The 16,851-nt window shown below is 63.8% G+C and carries 15 protein-coding genes; 12 read left to right on the top strand and 3 right to left on the bottom strand.

The window, feature by feature from the left end; all coding sequences use genetic code 11:
- Positions 1–183: 183 nt before the first annotated feature.
- Positions 184–942 (bottom strand): DeoR/GlpR family DNA-binding transcription regulator, encoded by a 759-nt coding sequence (locus ACWHXP_RS15690; protein ID WP_034331224.1) that lies wholly within the window; start codon positions 940–942, stop codon positions 184–186.
- 413 nt (positions 943–1,355) lie between these two features.
- Here ACWHXP_RS15690 and glpD point away from each other — a divergent pair, with 413 nt between their 5' ends.
- The 9 genes from glpD to ACWHXP_RS15645 all read left to right on the top strand — a co-directional run bounded on the left by glpD (position 1,356) and on the right by ACWHXP_RS15645 (position 10,963).
- A complete protein-coding gene (glpD, locus tag ACWHXP_RS15685; RefSeq protein ID WP_252697421.1) occupies positions 1,356–2,888 on the top strand; it encodes a glycerol-3-phosphate dehydrogenase in 1,533 nt (510 codons plus the stop codon).
- A 49-nt stretch (positions 2,889–2,937) separates the two neighbouring features.
- Positions 2,938–4,038 (top strand): ABC transporter ATP-binding protein, encoded by a 1,101-nt coding sequence (locus tag ACWHXP_RS15680; RefSeq protein WP_134137281.1) that lies wholly within the window; start codon positions 2,938–2,940, stop codon positions 4,036–4,038.
- Position 4,039: 1 nt separating this feature from the next.
- Positions 4,040–5,128 (top strand): ABC transporter ATP-binding protein, encoded by a 1,089-nt coding sequence (locus tag ACWHXP_RS15675; RefSeq protein ID WP_489635606.1) that lies wholly within the window; start codon positions 4,040–4,042, stop codon positions 5,126–5,128.
- 3 nt (positions 5,129–5,131) lie between these two features.
- Complete coding sequence (locus tag ACWHXP_RS15670; RefSeq protein WP_310840341.1) at positions 5,132–6,022, top strand: carbohydrate ABC transporter permease; 891 nt, start codon at positions 5,132–5,134, stop codon at positions 6,020–6,022.
- Positions 6,015–6,833: a carbohydrate ABC transporter permease gene (locus tag ACWHXP_RS15665; RefSeq protein WP_039790027.1), complete on the top strand. Its 819-nt coding sequence runs from the start codon at positions 6,015–6,017 to the stop codon at positions 6,831–6,833. Before ACWHXP_RS15670 ends, ACWHXP_RS15665 begins: the two co-directional genes overlap by 8 nt.
- A 2-nt stretch (positions 6,834–6,835) precedes the next feature.
- Complete coding sequence (locus tag ACWHXP_RS15660) at positions 6,836–7,120, top strand: DUF2160 domain-containing protein (protein ID WP_039790026.1); 285 nt, start codon at positions 6,836–6,838, stop codon at positions 7,118–7,120.
- Between the two features lie 105 nt (positions 7,121–7,225).
- Positions 7,226–8,974: an ABC transporter substrate-binding protein gene (locus ACWHXP_RS15655; RefSeq protein WP_034331199.1), complete on the top strand. Its 1,749-nt coding sequence runs from the start codon at positions 7,226–7,228 to the stop codon at positions 8,972–8,974.
- Between the two features lie 211 nt (positions 8,975–9,185).
- Positions 9,186–10,667: a glycerol kinase GlpK gene (gene glpK / locus ACWHXP_RS15650; protein WP_209579756.1), complete on the top strand. Its 1,482-nt coding sequence runs from the start codon at positions 9,186–9,188 to the stop codon at positions 10,665–10,667.
- Positions 10,668–10,813: 146 nt separating this feature from the next.
- On the top strand, positions 10,814–10,963 hold the full coding sequence (locus ACWHXP_RS15645; protein WP_166675037.1) for a hypothetical protein: 150 nt from the start codon (positions 10,814–10,816) through the stop codon (positions 10,961–10,963).
- 34 nt (positions 10,964–10,997) lie between these two features.
- On the opposite strand, the gene ACWHXP_RS15640 is transcribed toward ACWHXP_RS15645, so the two are convergent.
- Together ACWHXP_RS15640 and ACWHXP_RS15635 are read right to left on the bottom strand one after the other, a co-directional pair.
- Entirely contained in the window at positions 10,998–12,212 is a 1,215-nt protein-coding gene (locus ACWHXP_RS15640; RefSeq protein ID WP_489624769.1) for an HD-GYP domain-containing protein, read from the bottom strand.
- Between the two features lie 181 nt (positions 12,213–12,393).
- Positions 12,394–13,788: an aminotransferase-like domain-containing protein gene (locus tag ACWHXP_RS15635; protein ID WP_489635607.1), complete on the bottom strand. Its 1,395-nt coding sequence runs from the start codon at positions 13,786–13,788 to the stop codon at positions 12,394–12,396.
- Between the two features lie 443 nt (positions 13,789–14,231).
- Here ACWHXP_RS15635 and ACWHXP_RS15630 point away from each other — a divergent pair, with 443 nt between their 5' ends.
- From ACWHXP_RS15630 to ACWHXP_RS15620, 3 genes are read left to right on the top strand one after another with little or no spacing between them, the layout of a single operon-like run.
- The gene (locus tag ACWHXP_RS15630; RefSeq protein ID WP_006463016.1) at positions 14,232–14,714 is read left to right on the top strand and encodes an MSMEG_0572/Sll0783 family nitrogen starvation response protein; all 483 of its coding nucleotides are present in this window, start codon (positions 14,232–14,234) and stop codon (positions 14,712–14,714) included.
- A gap of 15 nt (positions 14,715–14,729) precedes the next feature.
- Positions 14,730–15,812 (top strand): Nit6803 family nitrilase, encoded by a 1,083-nt coding sequence (locus tag ACWHXP_RS15625; protein WP_489624771.1) that lies wholly within the window; start codon positions 14,730–14,732, stop codon positions 15,810–15,812.
- Positions 15,769–16,851: an MSMEG_0568 family radical SAM protein gene (locus ACWHXP_RS15620; RefSeq protein ID WP_121044812.1), complete on the top strand. Its 1,083-nt coding sequence runs from the start codon at positions 15,769–15,771 to the stop codon at positions 16,849–16,851. Before ACWHXP_RS15625 ends, ACWHXP_RS15620 begins: the two co-directional genes overlap by 44 nt.

Genomic DNA, 16,851 nt, shown 5'->3' with positions numbered 1-16,851 from the left:
AGGGCAGGACGCGGCCTTGTGCTGCAATGGCCAACTGTTGTTCCTGCCTGCAAGCGTCAATATCCTCCGCGTGCCGCACGACGACAATCGATGATTGCGCATGGATTGATCCATGTCGCCCATCGTTGAAAAACAAGGTGAGGGCAGTTGCGCATGCCTTTGCCGCATGCGTGCCTGACGCGCTTACTTTGCGATCACCACTTCCACATCGGTTTCCGCCAGCAGGGTGGCCAGTTCCGGCGGGGGCGGGGCATCGGTGAAGAGCACGTCGATCTGCGACAGGTGCGCCATCTTCACCAGCGCCTGCCGTCCGAACTTGCTGGCATCGGCCACCAGCCAGACCTGGCGCGACTGTTCGATGATGGTCTGGGCGACCTTGACTTCACGGGCATCGAAGTCACGCAAGACGCCATCCATCTCGATGCTGGAAATGCCGATGATGCCGATGTCCACCTTGAACTGCCGGATGAAATCGATGGTGGCCTCGCCCACGATGCCGCGATCGCGCGCGCGCACCACGCCGCCGGCAATGATGACCTCCAGCGCCGGATTGCTGGCCAGCGAATTGGCCACGTTCAGGTTGTTGGTCACCACGTGCAGGTTCTTGTGCTGCTGCAGGGCGCGCGCCACCTCTTCCGTAGTCGTGCCCAGGTTCAGGATCAGCGAACAGCCATCCGGCACCCGCGCCGCCACCGTGCGGCCGATGCGGCGCTTGGCGTCGGCATGCATGACCTGGCGCTCGGGATAGGCAATGTTCTCGGTCGAGGACAGCAGTCCGACCCCGCCGTGATAACGCGCCAGCAAACTGGCATCGACCATCGCCTTGACGTCGCGGCGCACGGTCTGGGTGGTCACGTTCAGCTGCTGGGCCAGCTCTTCCACCGAAATGGTGCCGTGCTTGCGAACGCATTCCAGCAGCGTCTGTTGCCTGGGATTGAGCATGGAGGTGATCGAAATCCGTTGATTTTTTGGAAACAATTTAGATTGGATATGAACATTAAAAAACATAAACGAACATAAAACAACAAATAATTGTTGATTTACTTTCGGGATGTCGCTTATCTTACGGTGCATTGGCAACTCCCGGGAAAGTGCGGGGTTGCCCCGGCAGCTGTTGCACGCAAACACAGCGGAACCGCTGAGACGGCAATACGGTTACCGCACACAAGCAACACGGCGCCAATACGGCACCAATACGGCACCAATACGGCAGTAATACAGCGGAAACACGACAGCAATACAGTGGCAGCCCCGACAGCAGTACGGTGTCATTGGCGCGGCCAGTACAGTTTTGCTACGGCACCAATACAGTTACAACCCGGAACCCATACGGATCCAATACGGAGAAGCGGCGAATGACGCTCGAATATGATCTCTTGGTGGTAGGCGGCGGCATCAACGGCGCAGGCATTGCGCGCGATGCGGCCGGACGGGGCCTGCGCGTGCTGCTGTGCGAGCAGCATGACCTGGCCCAGCATACCTCCTCGGCCAGCACCAAGCTCATCCACGGCGGCTTGCGCTACCTCGAATATTACGAATTCAAGCTGGTGCGCAAGGCCCTGCAGGAACGCGAAGTCCTGCTGCGTTCGGCACCGCACATCATCTGGCCGCTGCGCTTTGTCATGCCGCACGACGCCAACCAGCGTCCGGCCTGGATGATCCGCGCCGGCCTGTTCATGTACGACTACCTCGCCAAGCGCGAGATCCTGCCCGCCTCCGAAGGCGCGAACCTCGCCCGCCATCCGGGCGGGCAGCCGTTGAAGGGCGACTATCGCAAGGGCTTCGTCTATTCCGATGGCTGGGTCGACGATGCGCGCCTGGTGGTCTTGAACGCCATGGATGCCCAGGAACGCGGTGCCCGCATCCTCACCCGCACCAAGTGCATCAGCGCCCGCCGCGAAGGCGATACCTGGCATGCGGTGCTGGAACACCAGCACGCCAGCGGCGTGCAGCAGGAAGAAGTGCGCGCCCGCGCCATCGTCAACGCCGCCGGTCCCTGGGCCGCGCGCTTTGCGCAGTCGGTGCCGCAGGCCAAGACCGGGCGCAGCCTGCGCCTGATCAAGGGCAGCCACATCGTGGTCAAGCGCCTGTTCGACCACCCCTACGCCTACATCTTCCAGAACCCGGACAAGCGCATCATCTTCGCCATTCCCTATCAGGAAGAGTTCACCCTCATCGGCACCACCGACCTCGAATACCACGGCGATGCCGGCAAGGTCGAGATCGATGCGGAAGAAATCGATTATCTCTGCGAGATGGCCAATCGCTACTTCAAGCGCCAGATCGGCAAGGAAGACGTGGTCTGGACCTACTCCGGCGTGCGTCCCCTGCTGGACGACAGCGCCGAGAATGCCTCGGCCATCACGCGCGACTACCTGCTCGAATGCGACGATGCCGGCGCGCCCATGTTGAACGTCTGGGGCGGCAAGATCACCACCTATCGCAAGCTGGCCGAAGAAGCGCTGTCCATGCTGGCCCCGCACCTGGGTGCGTCGAGCCAGCCGTGGACGGCCGGTGCGCCGCTGCCCGGCGGCGACCTGGAACAGCCCGGCAAGATGGTGGCGCGCTACGACTTCGATGCTTACCTGCGCAAGCTGCAGGCGCGGACTCCGTGGCTGCCGGCCGGGCTTGCCCATCGCTATGCGCGCAGCTATGGTTCACGCGTGGACCAGATCATCGGCCAGGCCGACAGCCTGGCAGCGCTGGGCGAAGAACTGACACCGGGCCTCTACGAGGCCGAGGCGCGCTACCTGGTGCAACACGAGTGGGCGCGCGGTGCGGATGACATCCTGTGGCGGCGAAGCAAGCTGGGCCTGCACTGCGGGCCGCAGCACAGAGGACGGCTGGAGGCGTGGCTGGCGAATTTGCCGGACGCCACGCCCCACTGAGCCAGGTCACCGCATACCAGATCAATCAAAAATGTAGCGAGGAGACAGCGTGACCCTGGAACTGAAACAAGTGGCCAAGACGGTCGGTGCCGAAACGCACCTGTACCCGCTTGACCTCCATCTCGCCAAAGGCGGCATCAACGTCCTGCTGGGCCCGACCCAGGCCGGCAAGACGTCCCTGATGCGCATCATCGCCGGGCTCGACAAGCCCACCGCAGGGCGCGTGCTGGTCGATGGCCAGGACGTCACCGGCGTGGGGGTGCGCGAGCGCAACCTGGCGATGGTGTACCAGCAATTCATCAACTATCCCGGCCTGACGGTGTTCGAGAACATCGCCGCGCCGCTGCGCCTGCAGAAGCAGCCCGAGCAGGAGATCAGCAAGCGCGTCAAGGAAATCGCCGACAAGCTGCACATCACGCATTTGCTGCAACGCCTGCCGCTGGAACTCTCCGGTGGCCAGCAGCAGCGTTGCGCGCTGGCGCGTGCGCTCATCAAGCGCGCCCCGCTGGTGCTGCTCGATGAACCGCTGGTCAACCTCGACTACAAGCTGCGGGAGGAATTGCGCAGCGAACTGATTTCGCTCTTCGCCACCGGCGACACCACCGTGGTCTACGCCACCACCGAGCCGCAGGAAGCGCTGCTGCTGGGCGGCCACACCGCCGTGATGCACGAGGGCCGCCTGCTGCAATTCGCGCCGACCCTGGAGCTGTTCAACAGCCCGGCCTCCACCCGCGTGGCAGCGATCTTCAATGATCCGCCGATGAACCTGCTGGACGCCACGGCCATCTCCACCGGCCAGGGGGTGGCTGCCATCCGCATGAACGATGGCAGCGTGCTGGAGATCGCCGGACGCAGCTTGTCCCTGTCGGAAGGCCAGCCCTGCAAGCTGGGCATCCGCTGCAATGACGTGCGCCTGGAGGCGCTGACTGCACCGGGCGTGAGCCTGGGCTGCAGCGTGACCCTGGCCGAACTCTCCGGTTCCGAAACCTACCTGCACCTGCGCCATGGCGATGTGCCCCTGGTGGCACAGCTGTCGGGCGTGCATGAAGTGGCCATCGGCAGCACGGTGCAAGTGAGCATCGCCGCCGCCAAGGCCTTCCTGTTCGATACACAGGGACGCCTGCTGAGCGCCCCGCTGGAGACCCGCTGACATGGCCCGCATCGAATTCAAGAACCTGGGCCACGCCTACAGTGGCAACCCGGCCAGCCTCAAGGACTATGCCCTGCAACCCATGAACATGGTGTGGGAAGACGGCGGCGCCTACGCGCTGCTGGGCCCCTCGGGCTGCGGCAAGTCCACGCTGTTGAACATCATTTCCGGCCTGCTGCAGCCTTCCGAAGGGCAGGTGCTCTTCGATGGCCGCGACATGACCCGCATGGCTACCCGCGATCGCAACATCGCGCAGGTGTTCCAGTTCCCGGTCCTGTACGACACCATGAGCGTGTTCGACAACCTGGCCTTCCCGCTGCGCAACCGCAAGATCGCCGAGCGCGAAGTGCAGGCGCGCGTGCGCGAGATCGCCGAGATGCTCGACCTGACCCGCGACCTCAAGCAGCGCGCCGCCGGTCTCTCGGCCGATGCCAAGCAAAAGATTTCGCTGGGCCGTGGCCTGGTACGCAAGGACGTGGCGGCCATCCTCTTCGATGAACCGCTGACGGTGATCGATCCGCACATGAAGTGGGAGCTGCGCCAGAAACTCAAGGAAATTCATCACCAGTTGAAGCTGACCCTCATCTACGTCACCCACGACCAGGTCGAGGCGCTGACCTTCGCCGATGAAGTGGTGGTCATGACCGAGGGCAAGGTGGTGCAGCAGGGCAAGCCGGAGGCGCTGTTCCTGCGCCCCGATCACACCTTCGTCGGTTACTTCATCGGCAGCCCCGGCATGAACTTCTGCCCGGTGCGCGTGGAGGGCGATGCGGTCCTTCTGGGCCAACAGCGCCTGCAGGTCGAGGCCGCGCAGTTGCAGGCCCTGAAGAACAGCAGCGGTGAGCTGAAGCTGGGTATCCGTCCCGAATTCGTCGAGCTGGCCGCACCCGGTACGGCCGGTGCGGTCAGTGCCGAGGTCACTCAGGTCCAGCATCTGGGCACCAGCCAGCTGGTGACCGCGCAGTTCGAGGGCATGAGCGTGAAGGCGCGCGTGGCGCCCGAACTGAAGATCGCCACCGGCCCACAGTGGCTGCGACTGGCCAAGCCGGAGACGATCTACTTCAGCAACGACGAGAGAATTGGACGCTAAGCCATGAACAAGCCCTACAACAACAAGGCCTGGTTCTTCATCCTCCCGGTCTTCCTGACGGTGGCCTTCTCGGCCATCATTCCGCTGATGACGGTGGTCAACTATTCGGTGCAGGACATCATCAGCCCCGAACAGAAAGTCTTCGTGGGCCTGGACTGGTTCCGCGACGTCATGCGCGACAGCGAGCTGCATGCGGCCCTGCTGCGCCAGCTGATCTTCTCCTTCTGCGTGCTGCTGGTGCAGCTGCCGCTGGGCATCGGCCTGGCGCTGGCCATGCCGCACAAGGGCTGGAAATCCTCGGCCACGCTGGTGATCCTGGCCATGCCGCTGCTCATTCCATGGAACGTGGTCGGCACCATCTGGCAGATTTTCGGGCGTGCCGACATCGGCTTGGGCGGCTATCTGCTCAATCTGCTTGGCATCGACTACAACTACGCCTCCAATCCGCTGGACGCCTGGCTGACCGTGCTGCTCATGGACGTGTGGCACTGGACGCCGCTGGTGGCGCTGCTGGCCTTCGCCGGTCTGCGTTCGATTCCGGACGCGTATTACCAGGCGGCGCAGATCGACGGTGCCAGCCGCTGGGCGGTGTTCCGTTTCATCCAGCTGCCCAAGATGCGCGGCGTGCTGGTGATCGCGGTGCTGCTGCGTTTCATGGACAGCTTCATGATCTACACCGAGCCCTTCGTGCTCACCGGTGGCGGCCCCGGCAACTCGACCACTTTCCTGAGCCAGTACCTCACGCAGAAAGCCGTGGGCCAGTTCGACCTTGGTCCGGCCGCCGCCTTCTCGCTGATCTACTTCCTCATCATCCTGCTGTTGTCCTTCGTGCTCTACAACTGGATGCAGAGCGCCGGCAACAACGCCAATGCTTCGGGTGGCCAACATGAATAAGACCCAGGACAAGACCCTCACCCGCACTCTGGTGATGCTGGTCTACATCGCCTTCACGCTGGTACCGCTGTACTGGCTGCTGAACACGTCGTTGAAGACCAACGAGGAGACGCTGTCGGTCTTCACGCTCTGGCCCAATGCGCCGACGCTGAACAACTACAAGACGATCTTCACCGATCCGTCCTGGTATTCGGGCTACATCAACTCCATCATCTACGTGGCCATGAACACGGTCATGTCGCTGCTGGTGGCCTTGCCGGCCGCGTATGCCTTCTCGCGCTATCGCTTCCTGGGCGACAAGCACATGTTCTTCTGGCTGCTGACCAATCGCATGACGCCGCCTGCGGTGTTTCTGCTGCCGTTCTTCCAGCTCTATTCGACCATCGGGCTGTCGGACACGCACATCGCGGTGGCGCTGGCGCACATGCTCTTCAACGTGCCGCTGGCGGTGTGGATCCTGGAGGGCTTCATGTCGGGCGTGCCGCGCGAGATCGATGAGACGGCCTATATCGATGGCTTCTCCTTCCCGCGTTTCTTCCTGCGCATTTTCCTGCCGCTGATCAAGTCGGGCGTGGGCGTGACGGCCTTCTTCTGCTTCATGTTCAGCTGGGTGGAACTGCTGCTGGCCCGCACGCTCACCTCGGTCAACGCCAAGCCCATCAGCGCCATCATGACGCGTACCGCGTCGGCCGCAGGCATGGATTGGGGCATCCTGGCTGCGGCCGGCGTGCTGACGATTGTTCCGGGAGCCCTGGTGATCTGGTTCGTGCGCAACCACATCGCCAAGGGCTTCGCAATGGGGAGAGTGTGATCATGGGAAATGCTTTGTCGTGGATGTCGTGGACGCCACCGGTTGCGATCTTTTTCGTCTGCGTGGTGCTGATGCTGATCGGCATGACGGTGTGGGAGATCCGCTCGCCGACCATCGAGCGCAAGGGCTTCCTGCCCATGCGCACCACCCGTGGCGACCGCCTGTTCATCGGGCTGCTCACGGCCGCTTACATCAACCTGGCCTGGGTCGGACTGACCGATATGGAACAGTGGTATGCAGCGGCGCTGGGCTTCGTGGCGCTGGTGCTGATCATGCGCAAGGGCTAAGACGAGTTTTCAGGCAGCAGGCAACAGATCTGTAATCACAATGGACGTCCGGGGATTCTCCTTCCCTACCCGGCACGCCAACTCAGGGGAAGGTGACGAGGAGACATGATGCAGAACATGCGGAAAATCAAACTGACCGTGCTGGCCGCCGCCATGGCCATGGCCGGTATCGCGGGCAATGCCTGGGCCGACATCAAGGCCGCCGAGAAGTGGGTGGATTCGGAATTCCAGCCCAGCACGCTGTCGCGTCCACAGCAGGTCACCGAGATGCAATGGTTCATCGACGCCGCCGCCAAGCTCAAGGCCAAGGGCGTCAAGGAAATCCACGTGGTCTCCGAGACCCTGGATACGCACGCCTATGAATCCAAGACCCTGGCCAAGGCCTTCGAGGAAATCACCGGCATCAAGGTCATCCACGACGTGATCCAGGAAGGCGACGTGGTCGAGAAGATGCAGACCTCGCTGCAATCGGGCAAGTCCATCTATGACGGCTGGGTCAACGACTCCGACCTGATCGGTACCCACTACCGCAACGGCCAGACCGTGGTGCTGAGCGACTACATGGCCGGCCCCGGCAAGGAATACACCAACCCCGGCCTGGACCTGAAGGACTTCATCGGTACCAGCTTCACCACCGCGCCGGACGGCAAGCTCTACCAGTTGCCCGACCAGCAGTTCGCCAACCTCTACTGGTTCCGCGCCGACTGGTTCGCACGCAAGGACCTGCAGGACAAGTTCAAGGCCAAGTACGGCTATGAACTGGGCGTGCCGCAGAACTGGTCGGCCTACGAAGACATCGCCGCCTTCTTCACCAATGACGTCAAGGAACTGGACGGCAAGAAGGTCTTCGGCCACATGGACTACGGCAAGAAGGACCCGTCGCTGGGCTGGCGCTTCACCGATGCCTGGCTGTCCATGGCCGGTGCCGCCGACAAGGGCCTGCCCAACGGCTTGCCGGTCGATGAATGGGGTATTCGCGTAGCCGATGACAAGTGCACCCCGGTCGGTGCCTCGACCTCGCGCGGCGGTGCCACCAACTCGCCTGCAGCGGTCTACGCCCTGACCAAGTACCTGGACTGGATGAAGAAGTACGCTCCGCCCGAAGCGCTGGGCATGACCTTCTCCGAAGCCGGCCCGGTGCCCGCCCAAGGCCACATCGCGCAGCAGATCTTCTGGTACAGCGCCTTCACCGCCAGCATGACCAAGCAGGGCCTGCCGGTGGTCAACGCCGACGGTTCGCCCAAGTGGCGCATGGCCCCCGGCCCGCACGGTCCGTACTGGAAGGACGGCATGCAGAACGGCTACCAGGACGTCGGCTCGTGGACCTTCCTGAAGAGCACCCCGCCGGACCAGATGGCCGCAGCCTGGCTGTATGCGCAGTTCACGACCTCCAAGACCGTCTCGCTGAAGAAGTCCATCGTCGGCGTGACCTTCATTCGTGACTCCGACATCCGCTCCGACTACTTCACCAAGAACGCCGCCAAGTACGGTGGCCTGATCGAGTTCTACCGCAGCCCGGCCCGGGTGGCGTGGACCCCGACCGGCACCAACGTGCCTGACTATCCGAAGATGGCGCAGATCTGGTGGAAGAACATCTCCTCGGCCATCTCCGGCGAGAAGACCCCGCAAGGTGCCATGGACAATCTGGCCGATGAAATGGACGGTATCATGGCCCGCCTGCAGCGCGCCGGCATGAAGCAGTGCGCGCCCAAGCTGAACCCGAAGAAGGATCCGGCCACCTGGCTGTCCGACAAGGGCGCACCGTGGGCCAAGCTGGCCAACGAAAAGCCGAAGGGCGAGACCATCCCCTACGACAAGCTGCTGCAAGCCTGGAAGGATGGCCGCGTCCGCTGATGCAGCCTGATCGCCATCACGCGTGAGATGACGCCATCCCGGCCGGTGTCGGGGTGGCGTCTTCACGTTGATCGGGTGCGTGTTGACTTGGTTTCGGGTTGAACCTTAGTCTCTCCCGAGAATGGCCGCATGTGGATTGCGGTTGCGGCCCGCAGGAATGTGTTATTCCATTTTCAAACTTTAGTATTTCAGTCGTCTGCAAGGAATCATCATGGCCTATCTGCTCGCCCTCGACCAGGGTACCTCCAGCTCGCGCAGCATCATCTTCGACCAGAGTGGCGCCATCGTCGCCACGGCCCAGCAGGAATTTCCGCAGATCTTCCCGCAGCCGGGCTGGGTCGAGCACGACCCCATGGACCTGTGGCAGAGCCAGTTGCAGACGGCACAGAAGGTGCTGGCGCAAAGCGGCATCAAGGCCGAAGAACTGACCGCCCTGGGCATCACCAACCAGCGCGAGACCACCGTGGTGTGGGAGCGCGCCACCGGCAAGCCGGTCTACAACGCCGTGGTCTGGCAGGACCGCCGCGCTGAAGTGGTGTGCGCGGCGCTGCGTGACCGTGGCCTGGGCGAGGCCATCCAGAAGAAGACCGGGCTGGTGCTCGATCCTTATTTCTCCGGCACCAAGCTGCGCTGGATCCTCGACAATGTCGACGGCCTGCGTGCGCGTGCCGAACGTGGCGAATTGCTGTTCGGTACCGTCGATTCCTGGCTGGTCTGGAACCTGACCGGGGGCCGCCTGCACGTGAGCGATGTGTCCAATGCCTCGCGCACCATGCTGTGGAATATCCACACCGGGGCGTGGGATGAAGAGCTGCTGCAATGGCTCGATATTCCCGCCGCGATGCTGCCGCAGGTGCATGCCTCGGCCCACCTCTATGGCGAGATCGATGCACAGCACCTGGGTGCGGCGGTCAAGATCGGCGGCATCGCCGGCGACCAGCAGTCGGCCCTGTTCGGACAGGCCTGCGTGCGTCCCGGCATGGCCAAGAATACCTACGGTACCGGCTGTTTCATGCTGCTGCATACCGGCGACCAGTGCGCCACTTCGCACAACGGCCTCATCAGTACCGCCGCCTGCCAGGTCGATGAACGCAAACAATATGCGCTCGAAGGGAGTGTCTTCATCGGCGGTGCCGTGGTGCAGTGGCTGCGCGATGGCCTCAAGGCCATCAAGACTTCCACCGACGTCGAGGGCCTGGCCTGCACGGTGGAAGATTCGGGCGGGGTGGTGTTCGTGCCGTCCTTCACGGGGCTGGGTGCGCCCTACTGGAATCCCGGTGCCAAGGGTGCCATCGTCGGCTTGAGCCGGGGCAGCACGGTGGCTCACATCGCCCGCGCGGCGCTGGAATCAATCGCTTTCCAGAGCACTGCCTTGCTTAACGCGATGGTCAAGGATGCGGTCTCGCCCATCACCGAATTGCGCGTGGATGGCGGGGCGGCGGCCAACAATCTGCTGCTGCAGTTCCAGGCCGATCTGCTGGGTATTCCGGTGATCCGTCCGCAAGTGACCGAAACCACCGCGCTGGGTGCGGCCTATCTGGCCGGAGTCGCCACGGGTGTCTATCGTGATTTGTCGGAGCTGTCCGCGCAGTGGCGCATGGAGCGCACTTTCGAGCCGCGCTTCACGCGCGAGCAGGCGCAGGAGCGCATCCACGCGTGGGAAGCAGCGATTCGGCAGGTCAGTGCAGGCTGAGGCGCTCTCGGAACGGGGACGTTGGTTCCGCCGGTTTCAATTGAAACAGGACGCACGCCTTTTGACACAGGACGATAACAACACTGCGCCATGATCCTCTCAAGCCCGGCGCATCCCGCTGCCGGGCATGAGACGAGGAGCGGATCATGGAACACCTGCTGCTGGACGCGATGCAACTGGCCGATGGCTTCATCGAGGCTGCCACCACCTTCCTGATGGCATGTGACATCAGCGTGCCCGCGGCCTCGCACGAGGCGCACGGGCGTCACTTCATGACGGTGCTGGGGATGGCCTGAACAGGCCGGACCGGTCCGGTCCGCGGGCTCAGGCTCAGGAGGGTGTGCCCGTACTGAGCATGTGCATGGTATCGAGATGGCTCAGGCGCGCCCATTCCTCGCCGCCACGGGCAACGATGGTATCGGCTTCGGGCGTGGCCATGAGGTCGAGGATCTCGGTGTCGCTCATTTCCATGTCGTCGTTGTAGCGGAACACCTTCAGTACCGGCCGCGTCAGGTCCTGCGCATTCTGGCGGATCACGAAGCCGGAGCGGCCGGATTCCAGCTTGACGATGGAACCCACCGGATAGATGCCGAGGGTCTTGACGAAGGCCAGGAACATGGCGCGGTCGAAGTGGCCGGTCCAGGACGCCATGCTGGAAATCGCTTCGGCCGGGTCCCAGGCACGCTTGTAGGGACGGTCCGAGGTGAGCGCGTCATACACGTCGCAGATCGCCGCCATGCGCGCATACAGGCTGATCTGGCCACTGCGCAGCAGTTCCGGATAGCCGTGGCCATCCATCTTCTCGTGATGGTGCAGGCAGACATCGCGCGCGTAATCGGGCACGTTGGGGTCCTGGCTCAGGTATTTGTAGCCCAGCTCGGGGTGCTTCTTGATCTGGGTGAATTCTTCGTCGGTCAGCTTGCCCGGCTTGTTGAGCAGTTCATGCGGCAGGAAGGCCTTGCCCACATCGTGCAGGAAGCCGCCCAGGCCGGCTTCGCGGCAGGCCTTCTCATCCAGGCCCAGGGTGCGGCCCAAGGCCACCATCAGGGCGCAAACCGCCACCGAGTGCAGGTAGGTATATTCATCGGCCAGCTTCAGGCGCAGCACGCTGAGCGTGCCATTCGGGCTTTGCAGGACGGCACCGGCAATTTCTTCCACCACCGTGACGCAGCGCTCCATGTCCAGCGCCTTGCCCAGCCGGGCTTCGCTGAACATGGCCTTGGTCGCCTTCTTGGCGTTCTCGCGCAGGGCTTCGGCGTCCAGAAGGGTGGTGTCGATGTCGGGGCCGGGCGGCAGTTCGGGGCTCGGCTCGGCGGGCGCTGCGGCGTCATCCTGCCCGGTCTCGGCAGCCGCTTCGGCCACATCCAGGCCGCGCTCCGGATCGATCCAGCAGTGCTCGATGCCGCTGCCATGCGCCTGCCTGAGGTCAGCTTCGTTCTTGAGCAGGAACTTGTTCTTCCAGAACGGATGGTCCAGCCAGGCCGCTTCGAAGCCGCAGAAATACATCCCGAGGACCAGATCCTCCGTTTTAATTTTTTTCAACATTTCTCGTACATCTTTCCGGCGCACCGGGGAACGGGTTGGCGTGGCATCCCTGGGCCGCAGGCGGTGGAGCGCCGAGGGCAGTGCGGTCAGGATTGCCGGTCGTTAATGATCTCATATGCATGACCATATGTGAACGATTCTGCTTGTTGCAATTTCGCCAATTTCGTCCCGAACGGGCCGCTCAGACCACCGCCGGCTTGATCAGCGGCTGCTCGGCGAGGGTGCTGCGGATCAGGCCCAGGGCGTGCTGCAGGTCACTGCGGCTGGCGACGCCGCCGATGCACACCCGTACCGCCTGCAGCGGGGCCGCTGTCACCGAGAAGGCGTCCACGCCCACCACGGCCACGCCGTTGCTGCGCATCTGCGCCGAAAAGCTGCTGGCCTGCCAGCCGCCGGGCAGCTTGAGCCACAGATGGAAGGCCTCCGCTTCCGAGGCATAACTGTGCTCGGGGAGGATGCGGGCCACGATCTTCTGCCGCGCCATCGATTCCTTGCGGATGTTGGCCAGCGCCAGGTCGGCCACGCCGTCGCGGATCCAGTGTGTGGCGAGGGTCGAGGTGAGTGGCGAGGCCATCACCGTGGTGGCGCGCAGGGCTGCGGTCAGGCGCGCGGCGGCGGCGTCGTCGGGGGCCACCATGTAGGCAATGCGCAGGCCCGCGCCTACGCTTTTGGCCAGGCCGGTCACATAGTAAGTCAGCTCGCTGCCGATGCTGGCGATGGCCGGCGGCGCTGCGCGTGGCAGGAAGCCATAGGCGTCATCCTCGATGATGGCCACTTCATAATGGCGCGCAATGTCCACCAGCGCCTGGCGGCGTGACAGCGAGGTGGTGCAGGTGGTCGGATTGAGCAGGGTGGGATTGCAGTACAGCGCCTTGGGCGCATATTGCGCGCAGGCACCGGCGAAGGCCACGGCATCGATGCCTTCGTTGTCCATCGGCAAGCCGACCAGCTTGATGTTGAGATGGCCGGCCAGCGCCCGCAGGCCGGGATAGGTCACGTCCTCGCAACAGAGCACGCCGCCCGGCCCGACCAGCATGGTCAGGATGGCCAGCAGCGCACATTGTGCGCCCGGCGTCACCAGCACCCGCTCCGGTTCCACCACCAGCGCGCGCCGGCGCAGCCAGAGCGCGCCGGCCTCACGATCCTCAGTCGAGCCGCCGAAATCCTGATAGCGCAGCAGATCACGCAGGCGGCCGTTGACCTTGTTCCAGCCCGCCTGCATCAATTCCATCAGCTCCGGCGACTCCGGCTCGGGCGGCATGTTCATCGACATGTCGACGTTGGGCCGGCCTTCGGTCACGCGCGGAATGCGCGGCCGGCGCTTGCCGCAGACGAAGGTGCCGCGTCCCACCACCGAATCCACCAGGCCGCGCCGATGCGCTTCCGTATAGGCGCGGGCCACGGTGGTGAAGTCCAGGTCCAGCAACTCGGCCAGCTTGCGCTGCGGCGGCAGACGCTGTTCGGGTTGCAGGTGGCCGGTGGCGACATCCTCGGCAATCGCATTGGCGATGGCCATATAGAGCGGGCCGCCGCCCTTCTTCAACTTGGGAACCCACACGCTGCTGTGCTTGGACATGGTGCCTTCCTTGATTGCCGGCGTTCAATATTGACTGCATCGAAACATCTCATTGAATGCAAGTTGCATTCCATCCAATCGCCGCCGCGGTTGTCGCCAATTGCACCGTCGTGCATCACGTCGCGCGCCCTTGCGCACCAACTCAACACATCTCGCCGCGCCAGAGTGCAAGCGGGTTTGCGCGGTGTTGGCGAATTGTATGGAGCGATTGAATGGATTGCTTCGCCAGGGTCAAAAAACACCTCGCCGATCATGATTCGCCAAGCCGCACCGATGCTGGCCTGCGCCTTCGCGTGGAGAGATTGACGGGATTTTTATGCAGTCAATTCCTGCATTGACGGGGTGCCGGTGGCACGCCTGATGCATTCAATGCCAGCGTCGCGGCGAGGTCGCCGGACCACTTCCCCAAGTGCCGACCCACAGCAATCGAGAGGAGTATCACCATGCCCGCAGTCACCAAAGCAGCCCACGCCCCCGGCGATTTCCTGGTGGATTATGAAGAGAAGGTATTCGAAGACGTCAAAGCCCAGCCGGGCGAAAAAGCGCTGGTGACCTTCCACACCGTGGCATTCGAAGGCTCGATCGGTTTCGTCAATCTGTTGCAGGCCACGCGCCTGAAGCGCAAGGGTTTCGAGACCTCGATCCTGCTCTATGGCCCCGGCGTGACCCTGGGCGTGCAGCGCGGTTTCCCGACCCTGGGGGATGAGGCTTTTCCCGGTCACCAGAACTTCAACAAGCAGATCGTCAAGTTCATGGAAGAGGGCGGCAAGGTCTACGCCTGCCGCTTCGCGCTGCAGGCTTTGTACGGCCATGGCGAGCCCTCGCTGATCCCGGGCATCCGTCCCATCAATCCGCTGGACGTGCTGGACCTGGTGCTGCTGCATCGTCGCGACAACGCCTTCATTCTCGACACCTGGACCCTGTAAGCGGAAGGGCGGCCCATGAGCATGCACAAGAGAACGGTACGGGCGGCGGCGGTGCAGATCGCGCCCGACCTCGACAGCGAACACGGCACCGTGGCCAAGGTGTGCCAGGCCATCGCCGATGCTGCGGCCCAAGGTGCGCAACTGGTGGTCTTTCCGGAGACCTTCGTTCCCTACTATCCGTACTTCTCGTTCGTGCGGCCGCCCTTCGCTTCGGGGCCGGAACACCTGCTGCTCTACGAGCGCGCCGTGACGGTGCCCGGTCCCGTGACCCAGGCCGTATCCGCCGCCGCTCGCCAACACGGGACGGTGGTGGTACTGGGCGTCAATGAACGCGACCACGGCACGCTCTACAACGCGCAGCTGGTCTTCGATGCCGATGGCACGCTGGTGCTGAAGCGCCGCAAGATCACGCCGACCTATCACGAACGCATGATCTGGGGCCAGGGCGATGCCAGCGGCCTGAAGGTGGTGCCGACCGCCGTCGGCCGTCTCGGTGCACTGGCCTGCTGGGAACACTACAACCCGCTGGCGCGCTACAGCCTGATGGCGCAGCACGAGGAAATCCACTGCGCGCAATTCCCCGGCTCCATGGTGGGGCAGATCTTTGCCGACCAGATGGAGGTGACCATCCGCCATCACGCCCTCGAATCGGGCTGCTTCGTCATCAATGCGACCGGCTGGCTCAGCGATGAACAGATCGCCGCCATCGAGCCCGATCCCCAGGCGCAGAAGGCGCTGCGCGGTGGCTGCTGTACCGCCATCGTGTCGCCCGAAGGCAAGCTGCTGGCCGAGCCCCTGCGCAGTGGCGAAGGCATCCTGGTGGCCGACCTCGACATGGAACTGGTCACCAAGCGCAAGCGCATGATGGATTCGGTGGGCCACTATGCGCGCCCGGAACTGCTGCACCTGGTGATCGATGATCGCCGCACTGCTCCCATGTGCTCGCTGTTCCCGGCCGAACAGCCTGCTCCCGTCACTCATCCTTCCGCGAGGTTCCCTCATGCAGACAGCCGTCATCCAGTTGCATCCCCAGCGCCCGAGCCGCAAGGCGGCCGTGGAGCTGATCTCGGAACTGCAGTCCCTGGGACTGCGTCTTGACGATCCCGCTGCCGGCGCGCAGAGCCGCCGGGGCGGGGCAGGGCCGTCGGATCACAAGGCGGTGACCGTCGATGGTCACACCGTGATGATCCCGGTGCATACCGCCGGGGCCTGGTCCTCGCCCTACGTGGCCACGCAGCCGGGTGCCGATGGCGCTGCCCGCATCCTGCGCGATGGCGTCGAGGTGGGCGTGGTGTCCTTCCCGCATCAGCCGCGCTTCTACAAGATGCAGACCTTCGATGGCATCCCCTACGGCAAGATCGCCACGCTGCATGGCGCCGATGTGCTGGCCACCACCATCCTGCAGAGCTGCATCCGTTACGAGAGCCGCCGCAAGTCCTGCCAGTTCTGCGCCATCGGCCAGTCGCTGGCGGCCGGCCGCACCATCCTGCGCAAGACCCCCGAGCAATTGGGCGAGGTGGCGCGCGCGGCGGTGCTGCTCGATGGCGTCAAGCACATGGTCATGACCACCGGCACCCCCAATGCCACCGATCGCGGCGCGCAGCTGCTGTGCGAAAGCGCCTTCGGCGTGAAGTCGGCGGTGAACCTGCCGATCCAGGGCCAGTGCGAGCCGCCGGACGACAATGCCTGGTTCCGCCGCATGGCCGATGCCGGCATCGATACCCTGGGCATGCATCTGGAAGCGGTCACGCCGGAAGTGCGCAAACGCATCATGCCCGGCAAGGCCACCGTACCTGTCGAGCGTTACATGGAGGCGTTCGCCGCTGCCGTCGAGGTTTTCGGGCGCGGGCAGGTCAGCACCTACATCCTGGCCGGCCTGGGCGACAGCGACGAGGCCATCCTGAAAATGAGCGAGCAGCTCATCGCGCTGGGCGTGTATCCCTTCGTGGTGCCGTTCGTACCGATCTCGGGCACGCCGCTGGAAGACCATCCCTCGCCGGATGCCGTCGCGATGCGCCGCCTGCTGGCACCGCTGGCGGCCATGCTGGAGCACGCCGGCATGCGATCGGGCGATGCCAAGGCCGGGTGCGGCAAGTGCGGTGCCTGCTCTTCGCTGTCTTCGTTCGAAAGGAAGTGA

The sequence above is a fragment of the Herbaspirillum sp. Her2 genome (genome assembly GCF_057961375.1).
The sequence above is the reverse complement of the archived record's forward strand: the minus strand, read 5'-3'. Positions and strand labels throughout refer to the sequence as shown.

Excerpts from the sequence above, each read along its gene's own strand:
- ACWHXP_RS15690 (WP_034331224.1), bottom strand. The coding sequence starts at position 942 with ATGCTCAATCCCAGGCAACAGACGCTGCTGGAATGCGTTCGCAAGCAC.
- glpD (WP_252697421.1), top strand. The coding sequence starts at position 1,356 with ATGACGCTCGAATATGATCTCTTGGTGGTAGGCGGCGGCATCAACGGC.
- ACWHXP_RS15675 (WP_489635606.1), top strand. The coding sequence starts at position 4,040 with ATGGCCCGCATCGAATTCAAGAACCTGGGCCACGCCTACAGTGGCAAC.
- ACWHXP_RS15670 (WP_310840341.1), top strand. The coding sequence starts at position 5,132 with ATGAACAAGCCCTACAACAACAAGGCCTGGTTCTTCATCCTCCCGGTC.
- ACWHXP_RS15665 (WP_039790027.1), top strand. The coding sequence starts at position 6,015 with ATGAATAAGACCCAGGACAAGACCCTCACCCGCACTCTGGTGATGCTG.
- ACWHXP_RS15660 (WP_039790026.1), top strand. The coding sequence starts at position 6,836 with ATGGGAAATGCTTTGTCGTGGATGTCGTGGACGCCACCGGTTGCGATC.
- ACWHXP_RS15655 (WP_034331199.1), top strand. The coding sequence starts at position 7,226 with ATGATGCAGAACATGCGGAAAATCAAACTGACCGTGCTGGCCGCCGCC.
- glpK (WP_209579756.1), top strand. The coding sequence starts at position 9,186 with ATGGCCTATCTGCTCGCCCTCGACCAGGGTACCTCCAGCTCGCGCAGC.
- ACWHXP_RS15645 (WP_166675037.1), top strand. The coding sequence starts at position 10,814 with ATGGAACACCTGCTGCTGGACGCGATGCAACTGGCCGATGGCTTCATC.
- ACWHXP_RS15640 (WP_489624769.1), bottom strand. The coding sequence starts at position 12,212 with ATGTTGAAAAAAATTAAAACGGAGGATCTGGTCCTCGGGATGTATTTC.
- ACWHXP_RS15635 (WP_489635607.1), bottom strand. The coding sequence starts at position 13,788 with ATGTCCAAGCACAGCAGCGTGTGGGTTCCCAAGTTGAAGAAGGGCGGC.
- ACWHXP_RS15630 (WP_006463016.1), top strand. The coding sequence starts at position 14,232 with ATGCCCGCAGTCACCAAAGCAGCCCACGCCCCCGGCGATTTCCTGGTG.
- ACWHXP_RS15625 (WP_489624771.1), top strand. The coding sequence starts at position 14,730 with ATGAGCATGCACAAGAGAACGGTACGGGCGGCGGCGGTGCAGATCGCG.